18 protein-coding genes are annotated in these 23,046 nt (G+C 56.4%); 11 read left to right on the top strand and 7 right to left on the bottom strand.

Annotation, left to right across the window (positions count from 1 at the left end; all coding sequences use genetic code 11):
- Positions 1 to 49 precede the first annotated feature (49 nt).
- Both Fuma_RS15690 and Fuma_RS15685 read right to left on the bottom strand, forming a co-directional pair.
- A complete protein-coding gene (locus Fuma_RS15690) occupies positions 50 to 1,189 on the bottom strand; it encodes a M24 family metallopeptidase (RefSeq protein WP_077024957.1) in 1,140 nt (379 codons plus the stop codon).
- A 197-nt stretch (positions 1,190 to 1,386) separates the two neighbouring features.
- Positions 1,387 to 2,445, bottom strand: coding sequence for a peptidylprolyl isomerase (locus Fuma_RS15685; RefSeq protein ID WP_158521025.1), 1,059 nt, complete (start codon positions 2,443 to 2,445; stop codon positions 1,387 to 1,389).
- 360 nt (positions 2,446 to 2,805) lie between these two features.
- On the opposite strand from Fuma_RS15685, the gene Fuma_RS15680 reads away from it, so the two are divergent.
- From Fuma_RS15680 to Fuma_RS15670, 3 genes are all read left to right on the top strand, one after another.
- A complete protein-coding gene (locus Fuma_RS15680) occupies positions 2,806 to 3,636 on the top strand; it encodes a polysaccharide deacetylase family protein (RefSeq protein ID WP_083732083.1) in 831 nt (276 codons plus the stop codon).
- 28 nt (positions 3,637 to 3,664) lie between these two features.
- On the top strand, positions 3,665 to 4,495 hold the full coding sequence (locus tag Fuma_RS15675) for a formyltransferase family protein (protein WP_077024954.1): 831 nt from the start codon (positions 3,665 to 3,667) through the stop codon (positions 4,493 to 4,495).
- Positions 4,496 to 4,728: 233 nt separating this feature from the next.
- Positions 4,729 to 5,664, top strand: a complete 936-nt coding sequence (locus Fuma_RS15670; protein ID WP_077024953.1) for a dihydrodipicolinate synthase family protein — start codon at positions 4,729 to 4,731, stop codon at positions 5,662 to 5,664.
- A gap of 7 nt (positions 5,665 to 5,671) precedes the next feature.
- Here Fuma_RS15670 and Fuma_RS15665 read toward each other — a convergent pair whose 3' ends face one another.
- Positions 5,672 to 6,400, bottom strand: coding sequence for a pseudouridine synthase (locus tag Fuma_RS15665; protein WP_077028326.1), 729 nt, complete (start codon positions 6,398 to 6,400; stop codon positions 5,672 to 5,674).
- 186 nt (positions 6,401 to 6,586) lie between these two features.
- Here Fuma_RS15665 and Fuma_RS15660 point away from each other — a divergent pair, with 186 nt between their 5' ends.
- The 3 genes from Fuma_RS15660 (at position 6,587) to Fuma_RS15650 (ending at position 8,057) form a co-directional block, all read left to right on the top strand.
- On the top strand, positions 6,587 to 6,838 hold the full coding sequence (locus Fuma_RS15660) for a BON domain-containing protein (RefSeq protein ID WP_077024952.1): 252 nt from the start codon (positions 6,587 to 6,589) through the stop codon (positions 6,836 to 6,838).
- A gap of 272 nt (positions 6,839 to 7,110) precedes the next feature.
- Positions 7,111 to 7,461 carry an STAS domain-containing protein gene (locus Fuma_RS15655; RefSeq protein WP_077024951.1) on the top strand — a complete coding sequence of 117 codons (351 nt, stop codon included), beginning with the start codon at positions 7,111 to 7,113 and terminating at the stop codon, positions 7,459 to 7,461.
- 152 nt (positions 7,462 to 7,613) lie between these two features.
- A complete protein-coding gene (locus Fuma_RS15650) occupies positions 7,614 to 8,057 on the top strand; it encodes an ATP-binding protein (RefSeq protein WP_077024950.1) in 444 nt (147 codons plus the stop codon).
- A gap of 1 nt (position 8,058) precedes the next feature.
- Here Fuma_RS15650 and Fuma_RS15645 read toward each other — a convergent pair whose 3' ends face one another.
- Positions 8,059 to 9,093: a PIN/TRAM domain-containing protein gene (locus tag Fuma_RS15645; RefSeq protein ID WP_077024949.1), complete on the bottom strand. Its 1,035-nt coding sequence runs from the start codon at positions 9,091 to 9,093 to the stop codon at positions 8,059 to 8,061.
- Between the two features lie 448 nt (positions 9,094 to 9,541).
- Between Fuma_RS15645 and Fuma_RS15640 the strand changes: the two genes are divergently transcribed.
- Entirely contained in the window at positions 9,542 to 12,454 is a 2,913-nt protein-coding gene (locus Fuma_RS15640; protein WP_077024948.1) for an alpha-mannosidase, read from the top strand.
- On the opposite strand, the gene Fuma_RS15635 is transcribed toward Fuma_RS15640, so the two are convergent.
- Together Fuma_RS15635 and Fuma_RS15630 are read right to left on the bottom strand one after the other, a co-directional pair.
- Positions 12,444 to 13,445: a hypothetical protein gene (locus tag Fuma_RS15635; protein ID WP_077024947.1), complete on the bottom strand. Its 1,002-nt coding sequence runs from the start codon at positions 13,443 to 13,445 to the stop codon at positions 12,444 to 12,446. The genes Fuma_RS15640 and Fuma_RS15635 overlap by 11 nt on opposite strands.
- A gap of 314 nt (positions 13,446 to 13,759) precedes the next feature.
- On the bottom strand, positions 13,760 to 14,377 hold the full coding sequence (locus Fuma_RS15630; protein WP_077024946.1) for a hypothetical protein: 618 nt from the start codon (positions 14,375 to 14,377) through the stop codon (positions 13,760 to 13,762).
- A 198-nt stretch (positions 14,378 to 14,575) separates the two neighbouring features.
- On the opposite strand from Fuma_RS15630, the gene Fuma_RS15625 reads away from it, so the two are divergent.
- A complete protein-coding gene (locus Fuma_RS15625) occupies positions 14,576 to 15,637 on the top strand; it encodes an ATP-grasp domain-containing protein (protein ID WP_145944202.1) in 1,062 nt (353 codons plus the stop codon).
- Here the strand turns inward: Fuma_RS15625 and Fuma_RS15620 are convergent.
- The gene (locus Fuma_RS15620; protein WP_077024944.1) at positions 15,634 to 18,846 is read right to left on the bottom strand and encodes a spermidine synthase; all 3,213 of its coding nucleotides are present in this window, start codon (positions 18,844 to 18,846) and stop codon (positions 15,634 to 15,636) included. The two genes, Fuma_RS15625 and Fuma_RS15620, sit on opposite strands and share 4 nt — an antisense overlap.
- A 602-nt stretch (positions 18,847 to 19,448) precedes the next feature.
- Between Fuma_RS15620 and Fuma_RS15610 the strand changes: the two genes are divergently transcribed.
- From Fuma_RS15610 to Fuma_RS15600, 3 genes are all read left to right on the top strand, one after another.
- On the top strand, positions 19,449 to 20,348 hold the full coding sequence (locus tag Fuma_RS15610) for a thioredoxin family protein (protein ID WP_077024942.1): 900 nt from the start codon (positions 19,449 to 19,451) through the stop codon (positions 20,346 to 20,348).
- Positions 20,349 to 20,492: 144 nt separating this feature from the next.
- Positions 20,493 to 21,971, top strand: coding sequence for a M81 family metallopeptidase (locus tag Fuma_RS15605; RefSeq protein ID WP_077024941.1), 1,479 nt, complete (start codon positions 20,493 to 20,495; stop codon positions 21,969 to 21,971).
- Positions 21,968 to 23,044, top strand: a complete 1,077-nt coding sequence (locus Fuma_RS15600) for a pyridoxal-phosphate dependent enzyme (RefSeq protein WP_077024940.1) — start codon at positions 21,968 to 21,970, stop codon at positions 23,042 to 23,044. Before Fuma_RS15605 ends, Fuma_RS15600 begins: the two co-directional genes overlap by 4 nt.
- The last annotated feature ends 2 nt before the right edge of the window (positions 23,045 to 23,046 follow it).

Raw genomic sequence — 23,046 nt, 5'->3', positions numbered from 1 at the left:
TCTGCAAACGCTACGTCGGATGCCGTGCGCGCCGCACGTAGCACTACGGCTAGCGCTGCAGGGCCAGCCGATGGTTGCTTAAGCGCTCAAAGCCTTCATCCGTCACCAGATAGTTGTGCTCATACCGCATTCCACCAACGCCTTCGATATACAAACCCGGTTCCAGCGTGACGACGTCGCCCTTCAGCAGCACGTCGTCGCTTTCCGGAACCAGAATCGGCGGTTCGGGGTGTTCCATGCCCAGACCGTGACCGCAGTGATGAGCGAGCGCAGGATATCCACGTTCCAGAAAAACGTTCGATGCCGCTTCGTAGACAGCCTTGCCCGTCGCATCGGCTTTCAACACCGATTCGGCTGCTGTGATTGCGTCGCGGCACGCTTCGAATTGATTTACCTGGTCCGCCGACGGTGTGCCGACGGCCAAAGTATTCGTGAAGTCACTGCGATAGCCGTGAATGACGACGCTGTAGTCGGCGATAAAGAGGTCGCCATCCTTCAGCACATAGTCCGTCGGCAAGCCCCCCGCTTTGAATTGAACAGCATTGGTCGCTCGGAAATCTCCGTAAACCACGCAGGCACTGCCCGCCGCTTTCTCAGCCGCCTGCTGAATCGCGAGATAAACGTCCAGTTCTGAAACGCCCGGCTTCGCAGCATCAAACGCCGCCGCATGCCCGGCGTCGCAGGCGGCCATACACTTTCGCAGAATGGCCACTTCATCCGGCAGCTTCTGACGCCGCAGTTGGCGAATCACCGTATTCAGCGAAACGTCCTGCTGAGCAAAGTCTGGCTTCGTCACGGCCGCGACCGCCGCCGAAACGCTTTCTGTTTCAATCAGCCCCGTGCCCGTCGTCCACGCGTCGCGACATTCTTCTAATGCCGCCAACAGAGCGTGGTCGCGGTTGGCGACGGATTTCTTGTGGGTGTACCACGGAACAATGACCTCGCGATCAACAATCGGATCGAAAGCTGCCGTGCGTCGAGCAAAGTTGTCCGCCAGCAATGTCGCCTCGCCGGTTCGCTGCAGCAGCAACAGGCACTTTTGATCCGCAGAAAAACTGATGGGGTTGATGCGGAAGTTGGAAAAGTACTGCACGTGTCGAGCGTCACCGATCAGCACCCAGTCGATGCCAGCGGGAAGTTGAGCCCACAGATTCTGTCGCCTCTGTTGGCAGCCGTCTGTCGTCAGCATGAAAATGTTCTCCGGTCTACAAAAATGAAAGTGACGATTCGGGTTCCGCCCTTGTGACTTGCCCAATTTGCGGTGCGAATTGAGTGACATCGCCGACTATAACGAAAGAAGCCCGGCTTTTTCAAAAAGCCGGGCTTCATACCTTTTACTAAGCGCGATCTCACAGATCGCTCGCTGCCTTAAGCGGCTGGCAACGCTTATCGAATTTCGATGGCTGGTTCAACCAAAGCTCCGGCGTCTGCCGTGCCGGACGTTTGCGAAACGGGGTGATGAGTTTCGCCGGTGAGCAGATTGTCGATGCGAGCCTTCTTCTTCAGGTTCTCAAACGCACTGCCGACCAGTTTCTGTTCTTCCTGTTCACGCAATTGAGTCGTCAACGAAGCCTGAACGTCTTTTGGATCGTGTTCGATCGGCTCGGTGCGGCCTTCGTACTTCAGGATGACGTATTGATTCACGTCGACCTGAATGACGCCTGAGATTTCGTTCATTTCTTTCAGCTTGAATGCTGCTTCACGAATTTTCGGGTGAGCTCCTGAATAGCGACGAATCGGTGGGATCGTGCCGCCCAGTGCTCGACTATGAGTTTCAACAGAGAAGTCACGTGCCAGGTCTTCGAATTCGTCAGGGTTCTTGTCCACTCGTTCCCACACTTCGGTGGCTCGACGAATATTGTCCAGCACCATCATGCGTGCCTTCACGCGAGGCCCATAGGTGTCTTCCCATGCCTGTTCCAGCTTTTCGCGAGTGATCTGGATGTCCTGGCCAGCCAGCTTCTTCAGTGCCAGCATCGGCCAGATCACGTCACGGCGATATTGAATGGGGCTAAGGCCTCGTTCCGCCTGCAACATTTTTTCCCACTGGTCCTGAGGCAGGCCGAACTTCTTAGAGATTCTTGCGATTTCCTGATTCACTTCGGCGGCAGAAACAGACACTCCGCCTTCTGCACAGGCCTGCTGAATCAGCGTTCGGTTGATCACGTTTTCCAATACCTCTTTTCCATGACGTTCGACACATTCCTGAGCCAACTCGTCATAGGTGATGGCCTGGCCGTTTACGCGCCCTACTGGCTTTTCAGCACCTTCAACTCGAGCGGTGCCGATTCCCTGCTGACCGACCTGTTCCGCCGCTTTACCGTCTTTGACGCGAGCGACCTGCATGCCGATGGCTCCGGCCAGCACGGCGATCAGAGTTCCGCTGATCAGCGTGGTGAATCGGTTGCCGCGACCTGTCTTTGTTTTCTTGAATGCATCCTGCATAACTGGGGCTCCCGGAGCAGCGATTGTAGCGCCGCAGATGTTTGTTATGACAAACAGCGGAGTTAATCGCGTGAAGGTGAGAAAGTAGAGAGGTTTGTTGGAGAGAGGCTGAATAGCCTGATGTTTTGATGAGATTGCGGACTTGTAAGCTATTTTCCGAATTTGGGTCAAGTTCTGTTTTTCTGAATCGCGATCAGCCTTCATTGCCCGCGCATTTGCAGTGGCCGCGAGACTGGTCTTGTTTGCCGCCACCGATCTGAGCTAACTTCATTCAGTTCACTCTGAGGCGACATTCGAGTGGCTCATTCCGCCTCCTGCCTTGCGTTCTGCCACCTCAAACCTTGAACTTCGGCCCGCCCTGTGAACCAATACGCAAACCCAAATTCCACGTCTATTTGCCTTCTGCTGCATGACGTGTCTGACCGTCCCGACAGCAGCGGGTTCACTCAGCCTACCGCCGCCAAATATAAGCATTCCGTGAGGCAATTCGCTGACTATCTGGATGCTGTGAGTGAAACCGAACTGCTGGTTGTGCCGTCAACTCAGCCATCGCAACGACGCAAACACGATGACCGCCATCCGGTCGCTCCCACCGTTACATTTACATTCGACGATGGCGGCGCGGCGGCTCCGACAGCTGCCAAATTGCTGGAAGGTCGTGGCTGGCGAGGCGTGTTCTTCGTGACGACAGACTTGATCGGCACCAGAGGCTTCATGACCGAGCAGCAGATTGTCGAACTGCATCAGCGCGGCCACATAATCGGTAGCCATTCCTGTAGTCATCCGGATGTCTTCAGGTCACTCAAGCGGCAGGAAATGCGCGATGAATGGCAACGCAGTCGGGACGTTCTGCAGGAGCTTCTGAATTGCGACGTGGATCACGCCAGCGTTCCAGGCGGTGATTGTGACCGGGCAACTCTGGAAGAGGCGAGTGCCGCCGGGTATCGACAAATCTTTACGTCGGAACAACAAACCAAGACGTGGACGTGTGGTGATGCCACATGCTACGGGCGTCTAATGATGGTCGAAACCACCTCACCAGAAACTCTGCAACGGTGGCTGTTTCACCCGACGATCGGAATCCTGCCCGAACGATTTCTACGCTTCACCAAATCCAGCGTGAAGCAGTTGATGGGCCCGATGTACGTGCGATTGATGCACAAGAGAAGACAACTGCACAAAGCCGGTTAAATTCACTCCCAACGCCGTCCATACGCCAATGACACCTCACAACGACAAGCAGGCAAAGCAATCAGGCAGCCGTGTTGTCGCCCTGATCAACCCTGTGCTGCATTGTCGATCGACTTGCGCCGAACTGATTAACAGTGGCGTGAATCTGGTGGGAATTGTTGAGGCCAATTCGAAACCGAGTGGTCTCCCGTTCGCCACCTTCAAACGGTTGCTGAAGAAGCAGGGGATCGGCTCGACGGCGTCGCAAGTGGCAGCTCGGCTGGCCTATCAAGCCATTAACCGGAATGAGGATCAAAGAATCTATCGTGAGTTATTCGACCATGCTGCGATCAATCAGACGCTGCAGCGCTGGGACGGGCCTGTGGTCAGTTGCCGAGACTACGGCGATGCCGAATCCATGGCCGCCATCCGTGACCTGCGCCCCGACATCCTGGTTGTGCATTCTCAGTCGTGGGTGACCAAACGGGTACGAGCGTTAGCGGCCAGCGGTCTGGTGATCGGTGGGCATCCCGGTTTGACGCCGTTCTACCGAGGAAGTCATTCCTCCTTCTGGGCGTTACTTAATCAACAGCCGCAGAAAATTGGGTGGTCGACCTTTCATGTCGACAAAGGCGTCGACAGCGGCGCGGTGATCGTGCAGGGGCGACTCACACCAGAAGCAGACGACAGCTACATGACACTCAACTGGCGCGGGATGAAGCAGATTGCTAAGTCTCAGGCGGCTGCAATCCTGGAATACGATCGCTCACGCACGATCCCCTGCCAGCCCCACGCAGAAATTCCACCGAATTCCGAATTCGGGCTACCCGGCCTGCGGGACTATGTCCGCTACCGAAGAGTCCAGAAGGCGGTCCGATAGGTTTTGAGAATCCGACGGCAGAAAACAGCAGTCTGCTTAACGCCGAATGTCGATTTTCCTGTCCGACATTCCTTTTCTGCAAGCCGCCTCCCGCGATTCCTCCCGTTCTGTCTAACCGATCGACTCGCCCCGAAAAACGTGGCTGATTCTTGCAGAAGTCGTAGTCCGAGGCGTTGACGGCGTGTAGACTTGGGCCAACTCGCCTCCTCTCCACCTTCTGCGAACCGCCAACCATGCTTCGACTTTCTGGAATTGTTCCTCCCGTTGTAACGCCGCTGTTGCAACACGATCAGCTTGACCCGGACGCTGTCGGCCGCATTGTGGAACACCTGATTTCCGGCGGTGTAAACGGCCTGTTCGTGCTGGGTACGACCGGCGAAGGGCCGTCGCTGTCTTATCAAGTGCGGTACCAGATGGTGGAACGCAGTTGCGAAGCGGCGGATGGGCGAGTTCCCGTGCTGGTTGGCGTGACGGATTCATCACTGGCGGAATCAATTCAGCTTGCCAATCACGCTGAATCGGCGGGAGCCGCAGCCATTGTCGCGGCCGCTCCCTATTACTTCCCCACCAATCAGCAAGCCGTGGCCGATTGGTTTCGACAGTTGGCCGACCGTTCGCCTTTGCCGCTGGTGCTGTACAACATGCCGGGTTGTGTGAGGATTTCACTGGCTGTGGAAACCGTCGCGGATCTGTCTAAGCACCCGAACATCATCGGCGTTAAAGACAGCAGCGGAGATCTGAACTACTTTCAGCAACTATGCGATCACTTTGCGGACAACTCAGATTTCGCCGTCTTTATGGGGCCGGAAGAATTGATTCCGGAAGCCGTGGCAGCCGGAGCGGACGGCGGCGTGTGTGGCGGTGGAAATTTGTTGCCTCATGTTTACGTCAACATGTTCAACGCCGCCAAAGCGGGCGACGACGCGGAAGTGATTCGCGTGAAGGCCATTGTCAGCGACGTTTTCTCTGGCATTTATTTCGACCCGGACGGGCAGATGAACTTGATTCCTGCACTAAAGCTGGCGATGTCGCATTGCGGTCTGTGCCGCGCCGAGATTGCTCCTCCGCTGCAGTCACCGACGCCCGACCATGCCCAACAGGTTGGCTCCCAGCTTGCCGGGATTCTGGAATCGTCGGCCTCACCACTGACGCTCGCTCACACTGCCTAAGCAGCAATCACCGTAATTGAAACGGCTGCAGCTGCTCCATTAATACCTGAAATTCAGCGGCTGGCTCGCATTCGACGACCACTGACCGCTGAGTCATCGGGTGTTCGAATTCCAGTCGCACTGCGGCCAGCATGAGTCGATTTAAGCCGAAGCGAGAACGGTAGAACTGGTTCTGCCGATTATCGCCGTGAGACGTATCCCCGATCACAGGATGCGATTCGTAATTGAAGTGACGTCGGATTTGGTGATAGCGGCCGGTCAACGGTTGAACGTCAACAAGGCTGCATCGAGTGGTCGGGTAACGATCGGAACAGAACGGGATTTCGAACGTTTGCAACCGTTGAAATTCAGTGATCGCGTCCTGAGGTTCTCGATATGGATGCCCAGGAGGTTTGTCGCGACCTCGTGCGGCGATCAGTGCCGTATCGATACGACCGGACGTTTCGCAATGGCCGCGAATTAGGGCTCGGTAAACTTTCCTGACGCGGCGTTCGGCAAACAGCGCTCCGACCAAAGCGGCCGTGTCGGGCGACTTCGCCAGCAGCACAATCCCCGAGGTCGCCCGATCGAGTCTGTGAGCCGGATAAACAAAATGGCCGGTGTGCTCGCGCACTCGTTGAACGACAACATCCGTGTCATTGCGATCTGCTTCGCTGCGATGGACGAACATTCCGGCCGGCTTATCCACTGCGATCAGACACTCATCTTCAAATAACACTGGCAGTGAGATTGTCATTCCGTCATCAATTCCAACATCGCGGTAATCGTCGCCAGCATCACATTCATTCCAAAAGTATCGTTGAGGTCTGGCTTCGGCAGAATTTGCCGATTCACCCAAAGGTCGGCTGAAAGGTGTGTCGATACACAGTGACACCCCTACTTGCCGCAGCGATTTTCTTCCCTCCAACTATTCGCAGGGCCCATGCAGAAACCTCTCGCCAGCCGCTCGTCGCGCCAAACCTATCGCATCGATCTGCAGCATCAGGTGCTGGACTTAATGGAACGGGCTGTGGCTCGAATTTCGAGTGGGGCTATTCAGGTCCGCCTGGCGGATGACGAAGTTATTCTGGATGGTCACGTAAATACGTGGCACGAAAAACAGTACGCTCAGGAGAGCATCCGCAGTCTTACCAGCGGGCGTGTGATCCGCAACAGTCTGGTGGTTAGTCGTTAAGAAACTATCGGCACGCGATGGCGAAACGCCGCCTCGCAACAGACTGGACCGGCGTTCAGCGTCAAGCGGCGACTTGGCTTGACAGTGTCGGTGGATGAAGTAATGTGCGAAAGATAACGCGTGTTAATGGAGCCTATGCGGGCCGATTTTGCTTATTGCGCGGATGTAGGCCATGGGCTGTACTCAGCCGTCAAAGCAGCGCGGCGACAGATTTTGTGTTGGTAGTTCGTCGCGCCATTGTCCGTTTCCTGTCATTGATTGAGACGAGTTGAATGTCTGACCAGCGAATTGATATTGAAGAAATCGGCGCTGTCACTGTCGCGCGATTTCTGGACAAGAAGATCCTGGATGAAGCGAACATCGACAGGATCGGCCAGGAATTGTTCGGGCTGGTTGATCAGGATGGTCGCAAACAGATCGTGCTGGACTTTTCGCTCGTCGAATATCTTTCCAGCGCTGCTCTCGGCAAATTGATCACGATGCACAAAAAAGTATCTGCCGCTGGCGGCAAGTGCGTCCTGTGCAACATTCAGAAAGACATCATGGATGTCTTCAAGATCACTCAGCTGCACAAAGTACTGACACTTTGCGGCGACCTCGACGACGCGTTGGCCAAGTTTTGATGTGACTGTCGTGCTCACGGATCGAATGATCCGCTGCACGTTGTTCTGACTTTATCGGCGGGCCGGGGCACTTTGCTGATAGCCATCTTTTCACACACGTCTTTGCACAGCGCGTGGAAACATGCGTCCCGGCAACGGAGATTCAAAGCCACATGGCGGAAGCATCGCAACTGAGCGTTTCGATTCCCAGCGACACCTCTCAGGGGCTGGCGGTGCAGGAACGCATCATTTCTTTGATGGAGCATCATAGCTACTCCATGAAGGATATCTTCGCGATGCGTTTATCGCTGGAAGAAGCCATCACCAACGCGATCCGACACGGAAACGGCGGCGATCTGGAAAAGCAGGTCTCTGTTATCGCCAACGTGTCAGACCAACGGCTGCACGTTGTCGTCCAGGACGAAGGTGAAGGCTTTGACCCTGGCGATGTGCCCGACCCGACCGACGAAGATCATATCGACCAACCGGGCGGTCGTGGACTCATGCTGATGCGAGCCTACCTGGACTTCGTCGAATACTCAGACGGTGGCCGCAGGATCACGATGGAACGCGAACGAAATTCTGAGCTGCCCATCATCGAAGACGATGACGAATAATTCAGCTCGCGCTGTGAACGGGTTTCGCAAAGATCATCCGACCAGCGCTACTCTGCAGAACACTGCTGACAATGCTGTCCACTTCCGCGCCGATTCTTGTGGCTGCTCCTTCGCAAACCACCATCGTGCCGTCGTCCAGATAGCCGACTCCCTGTCCCGGACCTTCACCTTCTTTGATGATCTTAATCCGCAGGCGTTCGCCGGGGATAAATCGAGGCCGCAGGGCGGTGGCGACATCGTTCAGGTTGATCACCGAGATCCCCTGTACGCTGGCCACTTTATTAAGGTTGAAGTCGTTGGTGATGACGCCGCCGCGAAGCTGCTTGGCTAACTCCACAATCTTGTGGTCGACGGCCATGGACCGAAATTCGTTGCGGTTTGTTTCGTGAACTCGCACGTCGGTGTGTGGGCTCTTTTGCATCGTGGCCAGCACTTCCAAACCGCGTCGTCCACGAATTCGTCGGTTCTTGTCATTGCTGTCCGCGATATCCTGAACTTCCGCCAGCACGAAGTCGGGCACGATCAGCTGAGATTCAAGAATTTGGGTTTCTACCACGTCCGCGATGCGACCATCAATTAACGAACTGCTGTCCACGACAAGCGGCCGTCCGCCTTTCAGGTCACGGGCGAATTCGACGTAGGGAATCACAAAGCGAAAATCATCTTTGGTCTGCAGCAGCAGTGACACGCAGATGTAGGGGAAGATCAGCAGCGAGACCATCACAGCCATGTTGGTGTATGGCGGTTTGACGATGGGCGTCAGGGCCTGGTTCATCAGGAATGCCAGCAGCACGCCGACGAGGATTCCAAAATAGATTGCCGAAATGACCTCAATCCGTTTCTTCCTGATCAGCATGTCGAAGATGGTGACGACCTGAGTCAGGAACAACAGAATGAAGAAGGCCCACAGCTTGTTTTCGCTGACAATGGAAGGAAGCGAAGGCGCAGCACCGGGGATGTCTTCAGGATTGATGTAGGCTAAGACTGCGCCGACACAGACCAGCAGGTAAGCGACACGCAGGATGACAAGCAGCATTAGGGCGGCCCGAACAGGCAAAAATGGAATGAAATGGTAAAACTGGGCGGGACCTTCATTGTGACAGATTTTCGAGGGGTGACAACCTGTTTTCTGACACAATTCTCCTGCAACGACTCTGGTTTCTGTACATCGCCATCTTTGGTAAATCCTGTGTTTTCAACACTTTGCGCCAACTCTAAGGGCGATAGTACGCATTGCTGGATGCACACACTGACTGTGATCGGTGATTGTGGAGTAAGTGTGATCTGCTTATTCCGCTCGTGCTCACTGCCAAAACTCTGAGCGTTCGAGAGCTGAGGCGACGGCGTCGCGGCGTGTTCTGTCGTTCACGATGCTTTTTGTTGTGGCCGAAACTTCGCGCGAGTTTCGCTACGATACGTCTACATTCGAAATCTTCGGCTGAAGGCCGATTTCTTAACACTCCAAGACGATTCCCCCACCCGCAATGCCGCTCGATCGCGACTATCAGGAAATCACCATCCTCATCCCCGGCTACTCCATTGAGGATCTGCCGACGGATCTTAACGAGCGCGGTGCGGCGTCCCTGCTGAATGCATTCGCCGTCGCCTGGCACCCGCAATTGCTGGCGCGATCCACTGACATTCCTCAGTATCGCCAGGCCGAATCCAACGATCTGCCGACAGGGCAGCAGGTCGTCATTGTTCCCGAATGTTCCGAAGACTGGCTGGGACACGATTGGCAGGACCAACTTTCCGACACGTTAAGCGTGGCGCTCAGTGGTTGCAGCGATCGCTCGGAATGGCTGGCGGCTGTCGATGAAAAGTTCCCCGCGGAAAGCGAAGTTCCAGCGGACCTGTTGGCTGCATTTCTTTCGCTGGGAGTCCACCACCTTGTGGTGTCGCTGCTGAGTCGCCGGATGCACCATTACGTCGACCCCGACACTTACCTTCTGAAATCGGAAGCTCAGTCGGCAGCCGATGCGGCGTTGGTTGGCGACGTCGACAAGGCAAACGACCACTTGCGGCGTTGCTTTGAATGTCTTCAGGAATGCCGCGAACAGTTCTACCCCGTCGACAGTTACCTTGTGGATATGTGCCTGCCGTCTGAACAAACGACGGGCGACGAACTGCAGACGCTGATCTCCGACACAGCACCACTGACTCTAATCTGCAGTGGCCGAGAACTTCAAGCTCATTGCGAAACTTCACCCTCGCTGCAGCAGGTCATCGCTGCCGCCGTACAGGACGGGCGGTTGGCTCTGATGACCGGGCACCAGTACGAACTGCGCACGTCACTTGGTTCGCTGAGTACTCTGTATTCCGATATCAAATCGGCTCTCGACGGACTGCGGCCGATTCTAAAAGACACTGCGCCGCATTGGGCGCGACGACGGTTCGGGTTGACCAGCAGTCTGCCAACCATTCTTTCGCACTTCGATTTTCAGTCGGCGTTGCATGTGGTGCTGGATGATGGGCTTTATCCGGATCGCGAATTTGGACAACTGCAATGGCAGGCTCCGGACGGAGCGACTATTCCGGCCGTGTCACGGATCCCACTGGCCATTGATGGAGCTGCTTCGTTCTTGCGGTTCGCTGATCGTTTAAACGAAAGCATGCAGGAAGACACCTCTGCCGTCATGTTGTTGGCTCGCCTGCCCGAACTGCAGACTCCGTGGTTGAACGACCTTCGCATCGCCGCAGAATTCGCACCGGTGCTGGGGCGGTTCGTCACGATCACCGATTTCATCGACCACACAAACGGCCAGGCGTCGCCAACGAAGTTTGATGAAGGCGAATACCTAAGCCCTTATTTGATTCAGTCCTCCGTATTGAAAACGGAAGCTCCGATTTCATCACCCGCCGCACTACATCAGCAGCGAAGTGTGTTGGAATCCGTGGCCGCTGTAGATGCTCTTCACGCGATTTTGAAGCCTGCACGGGCTCAAGACGCCGGTACGGATCACGTTGAACAGCAGTTGAACAAAGAGGAAGCGACTCGACTTGCATTTGAGGCCGACGGCGATTCAGCTCAGCAGGCCGAACGGCTCACCGCGATTGCGTCGCAATTGAAAGAGCTTGCTGACAAGACTGCGGATCAATTGCAGAACCTGATTCCTCGCGTGGAATCCACCAGCAAGGGAATCTGCCTGATCAATCCGTTACCGTGGAAGCGAACGGCTGTTGTTGAGTGGCCGGGTACGTACCAGTTGCCCGCCGCGTCGCCGTCCATCGAAGAAGCGCGCGAGCAGAATCAGGCGATTCAATTGCAGGTCAATGTGCCGGCGGGCGGTTTTGCATGGCTGACGGAATGTCCGCAAGGAGAGTCACCGGTAACGTTGGCGAAAACAAAGGGCAAGCCGCTGGCCGAAGATCTGGTGCTGCGAAACCAGTTCTTCGAAGTACAGCTAAGTGAAACGACGGGCGGCATCGCATCTGTCACGTTCCACAATCAGCGAGCGAACCGAGTCAGTCAGCAGGTGGCGTTCCGTTACGACAACAGTAAAACGTTTCATGTTGACGGCGAAGAAGTGACCACGTCTTATGCCACGACACAATTGGTTTCTTCCCGAGTCACCCATGCCGGACCGATGATGGCCGCCATAGAAACGACGTCACAAATTACCGACGTTGTGACGGGCGAGGTGAGAGCCACGTTTCGGCAAACCGTTTCGCTGCACCGTAATTCCAGTCGGCTGCAGGTACGGATCGAATTCGATGACGTACCTTCTGAAGCGGTTGGCAACCCCTGGATGACCTACTATGCGGCTCGCTTTGCTTGGGAAGACGAATCAGCGTCCATCACTCGCGGGATGCTCGGCCAGGCTCGAGGCTTCCGAGGGGAACGTTTTGAGTCACCGGATTACGTTGAAGTCACTGATGCCGACAGCCGTTTACTGATTGTGCCTCACGGTCGCCCGTATCATCGCCGCAGTGGCCGCCGCATGCTGGACAGTTTGCTTTTGGTCGAAGGCGAATGCGATCGGAGATTCGAATTCACTTTAGACTTCAATCAGGGCTTCCCCATGCGAGTCGCGTCGGAAGTTTTAAGCCCCATCATCCAGCGCTCGACTGAAAACGCTCGGCCGTCCAATGCCGATTCGGCCTGGATTTTGGGGCTGTCCGCAAAGAACGTGATTGCCGCTCGCATCCGCACCGAATGTGCTGCGGCAACAGCAGGCGAATCGAGCGAATCGGTTCCATCGACGAAGGTGGTTCTGTTGCTGGAAGAAACCGAAGGTCGCGCCACAGCGTGTCGCGTTTTGACGGCTCGACCACCTGCGGCCGCGCGAGTCCGGTCTGGCGCGCGTGAGACCGTTCAGGGCTTAACGGTGACTGACAGCGGCGTCGTCATCGATTTCGCTCGCTTCCAGATCAAAGAAGTGGAACTCACTTTTTGAGTTGATTGCTGGATTCCAGCCCGTCCACTGTGTTCCGCAGACTCGGGACATCCACGTCGCCATCCACGCCAGGGAACTTCTGCTCAACCAGATGCCATTCTTCCGTGAAGCTGGCCGATTCGCCGCGTTTCAGGCGTTCGCGAGGCCCGATTGGTTCCAGTTCGACCATGTCGCTGTCCGGGTACCAGACGGAAATCGTCAGACCGGCCGCTTCGTTGTAGACGCGATTCGGATAGGTGTTGAAACGCTTCACAAATAGCAGGTCGTTGGGGGCCAGGTAGGCCAGTGATCCAGCATAGCTGTCGAAACCCAGCTTCGGTTTGCGCGGCGTGGGATAGATCAGCAGCGCGTTGTTGACCTCGCGAATCTGAGGATCGTCTGGCTGCATATTGATCAGTCGACCTTCTTCGTACATGACGTACTTATTCGGAAAGCGACTGAACGGTCCTGCGGACGGATCGTTCAGGAACACCACGGCGATACCCTTGCCCACAGCAAACGTGCGGCTCCAGTGACACCACTCCGACACGTCTCGCAACTTGTTTACAATCGTTTGAGTGCAAATAAGTCTTGAAGAATCGCGGCTGAGTTCGAAGTCGCGCACCAATTGCACGCCGGTCGATTTGTCGACCTGGCTGGTGAGTCGAGCACTGAGTTCGCCTGTGATTTCGCCTTCCCATTCGCCGCTCCACAGCACAGGGCGAGACGGGACGACCAGTTCCGGGCCGATATCGAAACGGCCGGCCGATGAGATCGATTTGCTGCCCGGCTTCCATTCTTTTTCAGCGGGCGAAAGATACAGCACGTTCTTCCCGTGAAGAGAATATTCCAGCACACGACCACCCGCCTGCGGACACAGGACGACTTGCGTGGAATCGTTCTTCAGTTCGATGGCTTTGGTGTAACCGAAATACTCGATCTCATCAGCGGCTTGCAACACGGAAGCGAAAGTCGCCACCGTGAATACAGCCGCGCAGCAAGCGTACTTCATGTTCGTTCTCGTCTTGCACTGGAACAGGGGTGGCGTCGCTCACAGGCAGCTAGGAACCCCTAACAAAAGCTGCGTGAGCCGCGACGTTTGTGGTTCCGTTGCAGGCAAGAAGTGAGGAGGAGACGACAAATGTCGTCGACGACGAACGACGCCGCCTGAGGCGGAACCACAAGCGTCCCGGAGGGTTGCGACGACAGCAGCCGATCTGCAGCGTCAGCGCTCCTCGACGACATCTGTCGCCTCGTCACTTTTCCTTGCATCTCGACCACTGTCGTCACAACGCGGCCACACAGCTTTTGTTAGGGGTTCTAAGTTTACGCCTCATCATCGCTGTCAGAATCACTTGGCTCAGCGTCAGAATCTGCATCCGCATCAGCGTCGGGGTTGCCGCCGGAGGAATCCGGTGGGACGGCATCGACTGCGTCATCGGCAGCACCAGGCTCATAAGTATTCTTTTCGTATTCATTCTCGCCCGGTGGCTCGGTGCCATGACGCACGGCCATCGGCGGATCGCCCTTGCTGTACACGACGTATACATCAGCCTGTGGTCGTTGAAGTAACGGCCGCAGCAGGCTGAACCAACTGTATCGCACTTCTTCTTCATGGCTGGACTCGCCGACCGGGTTCACAGACGGACTTAGCTTCAGCATGCCTTCAACATCCGCACGGGACAGAGACGCTTGTTCAAACGTGCCTTCAGGAGCAACTTCCTTCAGAGCATTGCCCGTCATGATCTGGCCGGCCCCGGCACGCAGCTCAATCGCCAGCACCACCAACAGCGCTATCAGAATAATTGCTGACACCGCTTTGCGTTGCGGCGACACTCCTTTGCCACTTTCGGATTTACTCAAGTCATCGCTCATAGTCTCGCCCTTGGCTGAATAGAAAAATGTCTGTTGTTGCGTCAGTTCTTCAGAATTACGCTCGGACATTCTATTGTGAAATCTGCGGGAAGAAACTGAACAACCGCTTCTGTTGGCGATTTACAGCTTTGTCGCGCGCGATTCGCGGGCCAGCAGTCGTGACGACGATTCGGCGCGGGACCTCACTTCCGAAAATTCGAAGAACTCTTGAGTTTTCCGGGCGTTTGCCGTGTGTTTCATTTGTTTCAGGTCAGGATCGGGCCACCGATGTCACTCGCTTTGAACAACCGCCGAAATATTCTGATCGTCGAATACCTGCATGCCGATCGGAACGCTTTTCAAAATGCATCAGATTCGATGCGTTCGGAAGGCAGGGCGATGTTGCTGGCCCTGGCTCATGATGCGGCTAAGTTGCCAGACGTTCGTGCGACCGTCGTCGCTTGCGCTGCCGCTGCGAAGCGGCTGACGCTTCCACACGAAGTGCGACTGTTGACTGTGTCAGCCACGTCGCCTCGCGAATTGGCTGAGTCGATCGTTCTGGCTGGCGAGTCACGGGACAGCGTCCTTCCGGTGGCACCCGAAGCTGACGGCATACTGCTGCAACTGGTGAGGGCGATTCGAGACAGCGGCATTCGAGTGCTGACAGTAGACGACGCGACGTTGCAGGCGTGCTCTGACAAGTGGCTTACCTACCAGTTGTTGCTGGAACACAATCTGCCAACGGTTCCGACCGTGCTGTTGAAGGACGGTGCCGAACAGGAATTTGGCCAGCGTGAGGGTTCTGAAATCTGCGTCGTTAAGCCACGTGATGGAGTGGGCTGCGAAGGCGTGCGCCGTGTGACGCTGGCTGAGGCAAACGCATTCTCAACTGAAGCTGGTAATCGCTCGGATTCGATGATCCTGCAACCATGGATTGACGGCGAATCGTTTTCCGTCGCTTTAATCGGCCGAGGCGCGCGGCAGCGTCCGGATGTTCTGCCGTTGGCGACTCAAGCGATTGAGTGGCGCGGTGAGTACGCTCACTACGCAGGCGGAACGATCCTGCCTGAAATTCCCGCCCGCATCACAACAAACGTGGCTAAGCTGTGCGACGCCGTCGTTGATGCGCTGGACTTTCGCTGCGGTTATCTGGGGATTGACTTAATACTGCCACGCGACTCAGGCGAATTCCTCATCACCGAAATCAATCCTCGCATTTGCACTAGCTACGTCGGCTACCGGCGAGCCACGTCGTTAAACCTGTTCAGTCGACTGCTCGACCAACCAGCGGCCTCGCCACTTTCGTGGTGTGAACAGAATGTGGCGTTTGCGTGTCTGGATGAGAACTAATTCGTGTTCACAGAATCCGAATTCAGCAGTAGCGGCATGTCATTAGAACCATCGTCCAACGCCACGTCGGTCAATGGCGATTCACTTTTGATGCGGTGAGCCAACACGGTTTCACCGTACTTGCGTAGCGGTGAAATCAGCGCGTCGTTGATGAACCGTCGCCGTCGTCGGAGATCGTCTGAGGTTAGATTCGCGGCCGTCGACCATTCTTCCATTTGATTGAGTGCTCGATTCGCAACGTGGATGCAGGCATCGACGTCGCGTTGAGTTCTGCGAGCCGAAGGTGGTTCGTACCCGCGTCGGCCTTCCCAGCGGCGGACCAGTTCCTGCAACATCGAATTCACGTGGTCAAAACGCTGCTGGTCGTTGGGCAGCAGTTCCGGGTCGTCCAGAATCTGTTCCATCGCGTTGGCCAACTGTCGCACCGATAGATCGCCGCCTTCCGTAAAGTAGACCGTGTGCAAGCGATGTCGTAACTCCAACGCCGGCGCGGGGTGAGCCGTCAGTTCGTGAACTCGCACTAATTCGTGGTGAGCGAAGTTCGAAAGTAGCGGCTCATACTGATTTGTGAATTCGGCCAGTTGACGAAGCAGCAGCGAATCAACATGCCCGGTCGCGCACTGTTGCAAAACCTTTCCCAGCGACACGAAGTAGTTCTTTCGAAATTCGTCCAGTGGGTGAGCTTTTCGAGTAATCTTGCCGTCGCGGACTTCTTCCAGCGGTGGCCGTGGACTTCGTTGCAGTTCGGTGCGCAATGATTTTCGATACAGCCACGGCTCGTCAGGAAACGATGTCAGAATTTCCAACTGTTGCACGACAGCGCTATAGCGTCGAGCAAACTCGTCATAGTTTTTGCGGCCCGGCATGGCGTCTGCCAGGCGTTGCGAACTGGCGCCGAAGGTCTGCCCGAGTTCGCTGGCTTTGTCGGCCCATCGGCCGGCTTCGATCGGCATCGCAAAGGCGAAGTGAGCGTTCGCGGCAGTAGCGGACGGAAGTTTTTTGGCGTTGTCGAACAGAGCGACAGGGCCCGCCGTGTCGATGGTTGGAAGTGCGGCCACCTGGGACCAGTCCCAGCCGCTGCGAGCCAGTTCGCGGCCGACGTGGCTGCGTGCCAGACGCTGCAAAATGCCATCGTTCAGAATCTCAGCCGGCTCGCTGCCTGGTGGTGTTCGAGTCGCCACGATTGCGATTTCGCCGGGAGCCATGCGGATTAAGACCGCTCGACCAAAGACATCGGTTACCGTCGACGTGATGCGTAAAAGTGGTTCCGAACCGAGGTCGTGCTGAATGATTCGCTGACAGAAGACGCCATTGTCCGCCAGGTGTGATTTCACATGGCGGTAAAAGCTTCCCGTGAATTGTTCCTGCCCCGACAGCGACGTGACGGCAGGCGAATCAGCGACAATCGCGTCCCACGTGCGATCTGTGGATTGGCGAACGGCCGTCACCACCGGCTGATGCGACACGGTTACTCGATCGTCTTCCAGCGGCGATTGTTCCAGAGAACTCCAGACGAATTCTTCCGCTGCAGCAGTCGATGCGCTGTCTTTTCGTACGGCTAAAATCGTGTGCACGGGGAAGTTGCAGCAGGCTCGCAGACCCACACCAAAATCGTCGCCCAGCAGCATGATGCTGCCGGGGTTTTTGTGTAACACCAACGGAATGACAGCGGTCAACGTTTCTGTGACTGGCTGCGGAGTAATCAACGCATTGCCCGTTGCCTGGCTGGCAGGGAAACCATTGCGCCGCATCTGAAGCTGTTCGCCGGATGTTCGCCAGATGGTCACGTGCCCGGCGTTTGTGTGACGTTGCTGCAACAGCCGAGTACTGTGCGACTGCAGAATCATTCCTCGATCGAGTCCCAAACGATAACCCTGAGCTGACCGGGCGTTGAACAGCAGCAGAGCTGAATCGGCCGCATTGAATGGGCCAATCACGGACATCGCGACCGCGATCACGCAAGGCACAATCGCAGCGAAACGGTGCCACCACACGGGGCTCGCAGCAATGACGTTCGGGGTAGTGCGCTGATCGACCGCCGTCGATGCAGCGGTGTCGGCGGCATCAGAAGGCTGGCGTGCGAACAACAGCGGAGCAGACGCGAGGCCGATTCCCGCGACCAGCTCCCACGAAAGACTGATGCCGTTCATCAGCATTCCCACGGCTAAACCGAACAGCAACGCCGGGAGCAGCGACATCGCGGTAACGCCCGCGTAGGATACAAGGCGGCGATGCCATGGAGCGGTGGCGAGGAGCGTAAATGCAGTCAATTGAAGTGCTCGCAACAGCAGCATCAGCCACGGTGATGAGGTCGTCGCGTTCAAATGCAGATTGAAATCGATCAGGCGATCGGCCAGGACCGGACCAGTGGCCGCAAGCACCAGCATACATGGGGCGTACCATGCGTGAGCCACAAGTTTTTGAACCGGGCGAAGTCGAAATGCGGAAAGTGCGGCCAGTGTGAGAAACCCGGCGACGCAGAACAACGCGTGGCTGAGTGGAAACAGCAGCCCAACCGTGCGAGCCACCATGTGCAGCAAAACGCCGCTGCCGATGATGCTCGCGACGTGCATCCACGTTGTCGTGCCGGAAGTTTTTGGCTGCGGTGACGTCAGCGGAATCTCTGCTTGATGAACGTCAGACTGCACCGATCGACGTTCAACAATCTGAGCCACAATGGCTGCAAAGATCGCGACCAACACGGGCACGAACATCGGAATCGTGGTGAATATTTGGATCAACCCTGGCAGGCAGCCAATGGCAAAGCCAGCCAGGCGCCACATGGCGGTGCTTTGCTGAGCATCATCCTGCCGGGCATTCCACATGCCGATCGCCGCTGTGACCAGCATGACGACTGCGGCCGGAAAGGCAAAAGCGAGCCACATCGAGTTCCCAGCGACGGACGTTCCCAGCACAAGAAGTTGATCGAAGACCGTTGGAGCCGACCACGCGGCCAACATCAGTACCATTCCCAGAACAACGGTGCTGACGGAACTGATTGCTGAGTACCTGACAACGGCCGAGCGGCATTTGCCAGCCAGCCAGCAGCCAACCGCAGCGCTCAACGCAAGCATCACGTTTGACGCCTGGGCAACGCCACACACCAGACTCCACGTGGTGACCATTTGCACGCACGCCGCACTGGCCGCCACGCTGCTCAGAAAGACGGTGGTCGGTTTTTGATCGCAATTTTGAACGACTGAGGTCATGGCATCCTTGCCTGTCACTTGTCTGTCAAACAGATTTGAGCGACCGAGTGGCCACGCAGAAATGTACTTCGTGCGTCCGCACACAGAATCGCGCAGAAGGAAGTTCGGCCGAAACAGCCGCTTCCTGAATTCTGGGAATGTACCGCAATCATGGTGAACCGCTCAAGACGGGAAACGCAGCGATTCAGGACGTGGCTCGCACGAAAGCCATACTTTCTCGCAATTCAATCGTCGCCTGCCCACCGACCGCGGCGGATCGAAGGGGCGTCGCGGTCTTTAGAGACGCTGTTTTCGCCTGGGATTTGTCCTGCCGAGGACACTGTGGCACCACCGTCTGAAAGTCGTGCCTTGTGCATTGCCCACCGGCAATGCTGATCGTGGATGTCTTCTGGTGCGGCAATTATTGCCGGTGGAGTGCGGGGCGGATTGGACAATCGCGGACCGCCACGCCCCGGATTCCCGAAAATCGGGCAAATCGTGATAAGCGTCACACAGCGCCGCCGATCTCTGAACGATAAACCTCATCAGAGGAACACTGAACTGTTCCGCCGCCGACCAGCCGTCAGCAGACACATCGCCCGGGCCGTTTGAGATACGAAATTATGAGACCTATTTGCCTTCTTTTTTCCATCCCTGTTCTGTGCGTCGGTTTTGCAGCATCGGCCGAAGCAGCGGGTGTTCGATGGGAATCGGACGTTGAGCGCGGGTTGCAAACTGCAAACCAGCTTGGGAAGCCAGTCTTCATGAAGTTCACCGCCGAATGGTGCGGCTACTGCAAGAAGATGGAAAAAGAAACGTTCACAAAGCCGAATGTGGCAGACGCTGTCAATCAGAACTTTGTGCCTGTTCTGGTGGACGCTGACAAACATGAAGCTTTGGTTGAGCATCTGCAGATCAAGGGCCTTCCCGCGATGCTGATCGTGTCGCCGGAGATGGTGATCCTTGAGAAGATCTCGGGGTACCAGACCGAAGAAAAACTGATGCCGAAAATCACGGTCGGGCTGGCAAAGTTCCGTAGCCGTCAGAACGCGAATTCCGCGGTCGCATCGAAAGCAGCCGCCCCTCAGCCGCCCACACGAGCGGTCAGTGCTGGCAGCAGCGAAGTTGTGGCACCGTCGCCGTTTGCTCAAACAACGGCACCAACTCCACCGCCTCAGAAAACAATTCAACCCGCATTCGGTGGCTTGTGCCTTCCGGCCGTCAACGAAACTCGAAGTCTCGTCAGCGGCACGCCGAAGATCGCGGCCCGATATCGCGGCAAGGTTTTGTACTTCAGCGAACAGAAGTACCTGGATAAGTTCAAACAGGACCCTGCAAAATACTGGCCTCAACGTGACGGAGCCTGCCCGGTGACCGCAGTCGAAGATCAGCAACAGGTTGAGGGACAGCTTCAGTTTGCGGCTATGTTCCGAGACAAACTTTGGGTTACTCGCGATGCGGAATCGATGAAGAAGTTCGTCGATAACCCAGCCCGATATGTAGACGCACTACCAGCACAATAATCCACGGCGTGGACAGAGGCATCTGTCGAAAATACCATCCCACCTCAGAACGTAACTGAAGCAATGGTTCTGCGAGCTGTTCGCACGTGCTTCGGTTTGCGATGGGAAGTGAATTTCGCCGCTGCTGTCTAAGAAAGCGATTCCGTGAGAGTTGGTATTGTTGCGTTTCTGCATGAATCGAACACGTTTCTAAAGCAACCAACGACGGTCGAATCCTTTCGGCAGAATTTGTTGTGCACCGGTGAGGCCGTCCGCGAAGCATTGGCGGAAGCTCACCACGAAGTCGGCGGTTTCTTTGCCGGACTGGCAGATGCCGATATCGAGGCAGTGCCGCTGTTTGCCGCGCGAGCTCTGCCGTCAGGCACGATTGCCGCGAGCGATTTTGACGATCTGGTCAATCAGCTGCTGAAGAGCGTGCGCAAATCGGAGCGGCTGGATGGGATTCTGGTGGCACCGCATGGAGCGACCGTCAGCGAAAATCAGCCGGACGCGGACGGCTACTGGCTGCACCAACTGCGGCAACTTGTTGGCTCCACGCTGCCCATCATTGGAACTCTGGACGCGCATGCAAACTTGTCGCCCCTGATGGTCGATTCCTGCGACGCTTTGGTGGCCTATCGAACCAATCCTCATCTCGATCAACGAGACCGGGGAATCGAAGCGGCACAACTGATGGCGAAAACCGTGCGGCAGGAAATCCGTCCGACGATGGCGGCTGCATTCCCGCCGATGGCAATCAGCATTGAACGTCAATGCACCGACGAGCCTCACCTGACGCCGCTGTACGCCGCTGCGAATCAACAGCTGGAGACCGGCGAAGCTGCTTCGAACAGCATTTTACTCGGTTTTCCGTATTCTGACGTGCCCGAAATGGGGTCGGCGGTGATTGCGGTTACCGACAACGATCCGGCCAAGGCACAACGACTGGCCGATCAGCTCGCCGAAAAAATGTGGTCCATGCGGGCAGACCTGCGAGGCGAATTTACGTCGGTGACTCAGGCGCTTGACGAATGCGAATCGGCGGAGGGCCGAGTGTGCCTTCTGGACATGGGCGATAACGTCGGCGGCGGTTCTTCAGCCGACGGCACTGAGTTGCTGGGCGAAATCCATCGACGCGAAGCCGGGCCTGCATTCGGCTGTCTGTTCGATCCCGAAGCCGTAGCGGCATGCGACGCAGCAAGCGAAGGTGCTCGACTGGACTTAAAGGTTGGCGGCAAAACGGACGACCTTCATGGTGCACCCATCGCTGTTACTGTCACGGTGAAGTCGATGCACGACGGGCGGTTTTCGGAACCTCAACCGCGCCACGGTGGCATCACGGAATTCGATCAGGGTCGTACAGCCATTTGCGAAACGGATGGTGGCCTGACCTTAATGCTGACAAGTCGTCGCATGGTTCCGTTTAGTCTGCAACAAATTGTTAGTTGTGGCTTGGATCCCAAAAGTTTTCGACTGTTGGTCGCGAAAGGCGTCAACGCACCGATTGCAGCGTACCGCGAAGTGTGCGACAGTTTCATTCGAGTTAATACAATCGGGGCAACGTGTGCCGATATGAACCGGCTGACCTATCACCATCGACGGCAGCCCCTGTTTCCTCTGGAACCAAACACGGAATTCAAATGAGTATCTGGCGCTGGGCAGACATGATCGATCCGATTCCCGAAACATCTCGGATCACTTTAGGCGAAGGCGATACGCCCCTGGTGCGATCCAAATCGATTGGCCCGGCAGCAGGTTTGAAAAACCTGTTCTTCAAACTGGAAACCGGCAACGCTTCCGGTTCGTACAAAGATCGATTCGCCTACGCCGCGATCTCTGACATGGTCGCGCGAGGCAAGACGAAGTGTATTGCGACGTCCAGCGGAAACACGGGAGCCGCCTTGGCCGCCTATTGCGCGGCTGCCGGCATTGAATGTCACATCGCCATTGTGGAAGGTGCGCCGCTGGGCAAGCTGAAACAAATGATGGCCTACGGCGCAAATATCGCTCGCATTAAAAACTTCGGCACCGACGCGGCAGCCACTGAGCTGGTCTTTAAAAAGCTTGAGCAACTGGGACAACGGCCGGATTCGGCCATGCAGGTCAGCGGCTTCGTGTACAGCCCGGTCGGCATGTCCGGCGTTCAAACCGTCGCGTTTGAACTGGCGGAACAGGCTCCTCAATTAATCGACCACGTCTTTTGCCCGGCGGGCGGCGGCGGTTTGTGTGTCGCAATGGCTCGCGGATTTGCCCAGTTGGTCGACAAAGGTCAGCTTGAAAAAAGTGCGGCGGTGGAGTGTGTTCAGCCGGAAGGCAACGACACGATTTCCGGCCCGCTGCGCAACGGAGCTGCGAAAGCTCAAGAGGTCGTCTGCACGACAAAGGTCAGCGGCTTGCAGGTGGCCAGCGTCGTTGACGGGCATCTGGCTGTCGAAGGCTGTCGAGCGTCCGGTGGAACAGGTCACCTCGTCAGCGACGAATATGTGTGGGCCGTTCAACGACGGCTGGCACGCGAAGAAGGCATCTTCAGTGAACCGGCCGGAGCGGTCGCACTGTCCGGAGCGTTGCAGGCAGCGAAACGCGGCGAAGTGGCTGCGGATGCAATGATCGTTTGCATGGTGACCGGATCGGGCTTCAAAGACGTTGCAGCCGTGGATCGCATGAACGCCGATGTCGAATGTCCGCTGGTAGAAGCAGACGCAGTCGACGCCTGGTAGCC

The organism is Fuerstiella marisgermanici, assembly GCF_001983935.1.
Taxonomy (GTDB): Bacteria; Planctomycetota; Planctomycetia; order Planctomycetales; family Planctomycetaceae; genus Fuerstiella; species Fuerstiella marisgermanici.
Note: the sequence above shows the minus strand (reverse complement) of the source record. Positions and strands in the feature narration are given on the sequence as shown.

What these genes read in the sequence shown, in the direction of transcription:
- Fuma_RS15690 (WP_077024957.1), bottom strand. Translation starts at nt 1,189, where the DNA reads ATGCTGACGACAGACGGCTGCCAACAGAGGCGACAGAATCTGTGGGCT.
- Fuma_RS15685 (WP_158521025.1), bottom strand. Translation starts at nt 2,445, where the DNA reads ATGCAGGATGCATTCAAGAAAACAAAGACAGGTCGCGGCAACCGATTC.
- Fuma_RS15675 (WP_077024954.1), top strand. Translation starts at nt 3,665, where the DNA reads ATGACACCTCACAACGACAAGCAGGCAAAGCAATCAGGCAGCCGTGTT.
- Fuma_RS15670 (WP_077024953.1), top strand. Translation starts at nt 4,729, where the DNA reads ATGCTTCGACTTTCTGGAATTGTTCCTCCCGTTGTAACGCCGCTGTTG.
- Fuma_RS15665 (WP_077028326.1), bottom strand. Translation starts at nt 6,400, where the DNA reads ATGACAATCTCACTGCCAGTGTTATTTGAAGATGAGTGTCTGATCGCA.
- Fuma_RS15660 (WP_077024952.1), top strand. Translation starts at nt 6,587, where the DNA reads ATGCAGAAACCTCTCGCCAGCCGCTCGTCGCGCCAAACCTATCGCATC.
- Fuma_RS15655 (WP_077024951.1), top strand. Translation starts at nt 7,111, where the DNA reads ATGTCTGACCAGCGAATTGATATTGAAGAAATCGGCGCTGTCACTGTC.
- Fuma_RS15650 (WP_077024950.1), top strand. Translation starts at nt 7,614, where the DNA reads ATGGCGGAAGCATCGCAACTGAGCGTTTCGATTCCCAGCGACACCTCT.
- Fuma_RS15645 (WP_077024949.1), bottom strand. Translation starts at nt 9,093, where the DNA reads ATGCTGCTTGTCATCCTGCGTGTCGCTTACCTGCTGGTCTGTGTCGGC.
- Fuma_RS15640 (WP_077024948.1), top strand. Translation starts at nt 9,542, where the DNA reads ATGCCGCTCGATCGCGACTATCAGGAAATCACCATCCTCATCCCCGGC.
- Fuma_RS15635 (WP_077024947.1), bottom strand. Translation starts at nt 13,445, where the DNA reads ATGAAGTACGCTTGCTGCGCGGCTGTATTCACGGTGGCGACTTTCGCT.
- Fuma_RS15630 (WP_077024946.1), bottom strand. Translation starts at nt 14,377, where the DNA reads ATGTCCGAGCGTAATTCTGAAGAACTGACGCAACAACAGACATTTTTC.
- Fuma_RS15625 (WP_145944202.1), top strand. Translation starts at nt 14,576, where the DNA reads ATGTCACTCGCTTTGAACAACCGCCGAAATATTCTGATCGTCGAATAC.
- Fuma_RS15620 (WP_077024944.1), bottom strand. Translation starts at nt 18,846, where the DNA reads ATGACCTCAGTCGTTCAAAATTGCGATCAAAAACCGACCACCGTCTTT.
- Fuma_RS15610 (WP_077024942.1), top strand. Translation starts at nt 19,449, where the DNA reads ATGAGACCTATTTGCCTTCTTTTTTCCATCCCTGTTCTGTGCGTCGGT.
- Fuma_RS15600 (WP_077024940.1), top strand. Translation starts at nt 21,968, where the DNA reads ATGAGTATCTGGCGCTGGGCAGACATGATCGATCCGATTCCCGAAACA.